Here is a 5,319-nt window from a genome sequence, read left to right as displayed (position 1 = left end):
GGTCTTTCCTGCCAAAAAAGATGCTGAAACAAGTTCAGCATGACGATGGGGTTAGGAATAAACCTTGTCTGATAGTTATTTTTACAATTTAATAATCGAACTCAGGTTATTAGTTACAAGTCCAAATCTTGGTGCAGTTTGAAAGAAATATCGTGCACGTAAAAATTAGCACCTATTTTCTGGTAAGGGCACCGATTTCTGGAAACTTATCTCTGACTGACTTCATATTTTCCAGATCGTGTTCAAAAAGGCTTTATTTTAAATAAATTATTCCTGTTTGAGTAAATGTGAGTAGATATTTATAAGAATAAACTCCATGTAAAGTTGTCTATTTGTGCGCAAATGTATTAAAGATACATTAAACGTCTCTATCTATCGACTTTAGTAAATTACTGAATTCACCCTATAATTCTCATGAATATATCCTATACCTGGGGCCTTGCCAGAAAAATCTTGGTTGTATTCCTAATGATAACTATAGTATCTGCTATAGTAGCATTTGTCGTACGTAACCGTATTACTCAAAAATTAGAGGAGCTGACTAAATTAACAAACCATGCTGACTTGAATCAATCTAAACCAGAACAGGTCTTACTCTTGCTTCAGCATGCCGAAAATGATTTTCAGGAATCTTTATTAAATATTAAAAGCAAAAAAAAAGTCGATTATAGAACAAAGCTAGTGATGGCCTTTAACCAGATCGATACTTTATTGAAAGAAAATATTGATACTGCACGCTTAACTGTTGGTCAAAGGAATAAGGTAAGGGGTTGGTATCTGAAAAAAGTAAAGCTATCGAATGAGCTATTGGTCTTAAAGCATAATTTTGATTCACTCCTCACATTGTATTCAGGTTTCAGTGGCGCATTAAACGAAAATATTAACAAATTTGATATCGCACACAACAGTCATGGAGATGTTGACGACAACACCAGTACGGTTAAGAAGATAGGTGGTGAACAGAAGAAAGGACTGTTCGGAAGGATAAAGGATGCGATCACCAATAAAAAAGGAAATTCGATCATTGAGATCAATCAGGTAAAATATAGGAATAGGATCGATTCTACTGCACACAAGATTCTGGTACAAGATAAAAACGCTTATGTAACGAAGCTACATCAATTGCAGCAGGAGAATGTTAGGGTCTTTAGTATGCAGCGAAACCTGATTGCGCTGAACACCAGTATTAATAATGAATTGAAGCATATTATCGATGAACTGAAGGAGATTAACTACAGTATTGTAGATGAATTTAAGAGAATGGCCTTCAAAAATTATCAGGAAGCGACAGCGCTACTGAATGAATTTTACCTGGCCGCTTTATTCCTTGTTTTGCTATTTGCGATTTTGCTGATCATATTTATTGTCCGGCTGAATGAAGCCGAGCGCTTGTTAAGAAAGAAAAATAGTCTAATGGTTACCACTGCTCAGCAAAAAATAGTTGAATTGATAAAAAAGATACAGCTCAGCAAGGATAACCGCTCTACTTCAAGAATGGAGGAGTTAAAAGAGATTGTGCAACTGGCTATCAGCAACAACCCTGCATTCTTAGTCAAATTCAAAGCGTACGATCCTGAGTTTTATAACAGACTCTTAGCGCTCATACCTAATATTGTTGTTTCTGAAATTGAATTTTGTGTATTGCTCCGGTTAAATTTCCAGACCAAAGAAATAGCCCGTTATACGAAAACCTCCGTGCGGGCGGTGGAAGCAAAAAAATACAGGATCAGGAAAAAGTTAACCATCCCTTCTGATCAGGATATTAATATTTGGATGACCAATATTTGATTCCTTATTCCCTTTTTTAAAAGACTTTTTCCATGCGCTCCCGATTTTAACTGGGTACTTTTTGTGTCGATGGTAAGCTACCGATTTGATGCTTTAGCTGACTGAATTAACCATAGCTCACGAGCTTTTAAGGGATCCGGGGAAATCATTACCAATTTTATTCCGATCTGAGCGTACGAATGTTTCTTTGATGGCCATAATTGCCTGATGTTTAGTTTGCTGAAAGTGAGTTTTTGTTTGGTTAATAGCTGTTTATGAGATGTTTATGTAGGGTGAGTAGATGTGTGTAGATATTTATTCGGCAAATCAAATTAGTTATTGCTTTTTTTGCGTGCTTAAAAAAAATACGCTTAAATATTGTTTTTTGTATTATAACGCATACGGTAATTCAAATTATTTTTAATGTTTTAGGATTGCATATGTAATTCAAAAAACGCAAATAGATAATATGGAACCCCACGATAAGATACATAGCAATACATCAGTTATATCGTCACCTATATGAATAAAATTTTGCGCTCTTCGTGTATCCTTATGCGATTTTTTCAAAGGACTAACCATTATCCAACGAAAAGTTTTGTTAAATATTTAATGCATCTACTATTTTTAGTAGCGGTACTTCTTTTTACAGCTGTAAATTCAGCTTTTGCAGATGGAAGTATCAATTTGTATCCCGCAAACGGAAATGGGATAGGAGGCAGGGCTAAATTGATGGCGTCCAATGTGACAACTGTTGCATTTCCTTTTCCGAATTTAGGGGTGCATTATGTTTATGCTGCCGTTGGTGAAAAAATTACAATGGCGAGTAGTGCTATGATAGCCGGTACAAATAGTTTTATTCGACTTACTGCTCCTAATGGTAGTGTGGTTCAAACAAATAATCCATCAGGAACAATCCCAAAACCAGGCTTAATTCCCAATAGGAATGCCGAAATTGCGGGACCAGCTTTGTTTGGAGTAGCATTAGGAGGTAATCAGTATACGCCAAATTATTATTCGGTAACAGTAACAGGTATTTATAAGGTTGAGTTTGTTGCCCCAGGTGGTATTAATGGGGATGGATCAGATCGGGAAAATATTAGCTATGACGACAATTGGACTCAACATACTTACGGAACAAGTGATTTTCTTGGAGGAACTCCCAGTCCCTTAGCATCAATTGCAGCTTGGGATGTTTCAGTGATCAATACGACGAATACTGCATTTATCCCGGGTAGGGTATTTACAAATGTACTTAACCTTGATATTGCTCCTATATTTGAAAATAATAGAGGTTTTCATGGTGTTGTAAATGTTTTAACCAAAGACGGATATGCTTATAATGTTGATGCCAATGGTCAAAATGGAATAGGTTTTACATTTTTTGCCAACAACAGGGGCTTTACAACAGCAGCTGCGGGTGCGGGTAACCCGACCTATAAAAGTTTAAATTATTCGACCAGTCCATCAGTTAAGGATCCTAATTCAACTGATGATGCTTTAAATGTTACCCATAAAATTTTCTACACTAAGCCAAGTACAGATCTTCCCGCTACAGCTACGTTAAATAATGCCACTACATGGTTAAGGATAGCAAGCCCAGTAACACCCACATTAACTAATATAAGTATTAAGGGGGTAGAGGGATCCAATGGTAAAATAAGTAGCAAAGGAGCTTATGTGAGTTTTACTTCGAATATAGCTGGAACTTATAAAATTACAATCTCAGGTGGCGGAAACTTTATAGACCGTGTGCTAATAGGAAATATGAATAATGCTGGTGCCCAACAAGTCTATTGGGATGCGCGGGCAGGTACTGCCGCAGATCCAACGGCTCCTGGTGTAAAAGTTCCTCCTGGGACAGCTATAGGCACAATAAAAGCTCAGGCATTTGTATCTGAGGTCCACTTTCCACTTATAGACGTAGAAATTAATCCAAACGGTATTATTATTAGCCAAACCGATGGTAGTTATAATCCAATTCGATCAAAAGATATCGTTTATTGGGATGATTCTCAGGTAACCATTGCAGGGAATACTTCACCGGTTAGTAGCCAGAATAGTGTTAATGCAACACCTTCAAACCCAAAAGTAAATCCCCTATCGGGAGCGGGCTTAAAAAGTAGTGTTAATGGTCATATATGGGGGAAATATAACTCTAATGGTGGTCAAGGTACCCTTGATTTTGGTAATGAACGGAGTTTAGATACCTATACTTTTATTCCGAATGTAGAAAAAGTGGAATCAGTATCGGTTACAATTTCGCAAGCAGATTTAGCCGTACAGAGCATTACACCTTCTGTTACGACTGCAAAAATTGGAACTACACTAACTTATACTGTGGTATTACAGAATAAGGCAAATTCAGAAAGTGTGAGTGATGTAACCGGAGCTGTTTTTAACCTTGAATACCCTGATGGATTTGTGGTTACATCCGCAACTTCTGTAGTAAATAGTGGTATTGGCACGGTTTCACAAACTGCTTCGAGTACTACCAGTACAAAATATGCGGCTACGTTAGATATGACCAGCGGATCGCAGGTAACTTATACCATTACAGGTACGGTGGGCGCATCTTTGAGTAACACTACAATTGCAGCCAGAGCGACTATACTTAGGCCGCCTGATGTTTCCGATCCTGATGCAACGTATGAAGATCCAAATAAAAATGATTTAACTTTTTCTGGCAACGCTGATATAGAATGTAATGGGGCGCCTAGTGGGGAGGGTTGTAATAATATCTTACCGGCAGATGTGGTAACCGTTCCGGCATCTGTAAGTATCGTGGCAACAACACCTAACGCATCAGAAGCGGGTACCAACGGACTTTTTACAGTTAAACTAACGAGTGCAGTGGCTGGTAACACGGTGGTAAATTATTCCATTGGAGGTACCGCTACCAATGGCACAGATTATAATGCTGGCACACCATTAACTGGCTCAGTTACAATTCCTGCTGGAATTACATCCGTTAATATTCCGGTCACTGTTGTAAATGATCTCATAGTTGAGCCTACAGAAACTGTTGTACTAAACATAACATCTGTTAGTAACGGTACAACGCCGACAACTACAGCATCTTCGACTCCTTCTGACTTAACGGCCACGGTCAACATTGCTGATGATGATGTTTCTACCATTACAGTTGCCGCAACGGCGGACGGGGCAGAGCCTGGCACACCGGGTCAGTTTACCTTCAGGTTGAGTAAGGTATCTACGACCGATACCCAGGTTACCTTTAGTGTTGGGGGGACGGCAACCAGCGGAACAGATTATACTTCGATAGGCACCACGGTGACCATCCGCGCGGGGCAGCCCAGTGCAACGGTAAGCGTACCGGTTCTGGATGATAACATTGCGGAGGGCAACGAAACGGTGGTACTGACGATGATCGCTACAACGAACAATCCGTCCATTACGGCAAGTACAACCCCGGCAACGGTGAACATTAGAGATAACCGTGCCCCTGTTGCGACTTCGCCAGCGGTTACCACTCCTGAAGATACCCCGGTTAACGGAACCATAACTGCTACCGATGCCGATGGCGATCCG

At 39.3% G+C, this 5,319-nt stretch carries 2 protein-coding genes; both read left to right on the top strand.

The genetic code is table 11. The features are described from left to right. The first annotated feature begins 414 nt into the window (after positions 1-414). A complete protein-coding gene (locus AW17_RS22840) occupies positions 415-1,788 on the top strand; it encodes a helix-turn-helix transcriptional regulator (RefSeq protein WP_029280553.1) in 1,374 nt (457 codons plus the stop codon). Between the two features lie 591 nt (positions 1,789-2,379). Next, positions 2,380-5,319, top strand: a 2,940-nt coding sequence (locus tag AW17_RS22835) for a Calx-beta domain-containing protein (protein ID WP_280740059.1), incomplete at its 3' end; no start/stop codon positions are given.

The organism is Pedobacter borealis DSM 19626, assembly GCF_000708285.2.
GTDB classification, from domain to species: Bacteria; Bacteroidota; Bacteroidia; order Sphingobacteriales; family Sphingobacteriaceae; genus Pedobacter; species Pedobacter borealis.
Note: the sequence above shows the minus strand (reverse complement) of the source record. Positions and strands in the feature narration are given on the sequence as shown.

Coding starts and splice junctions, on each gene's coding strand:
- AW17_RS22840 (WP_029280553.1), top strand. CDS start 415: ATGAATATATCCTATACCTGGGGCCTTGCCAGAAAAATCTTGGTTGTA.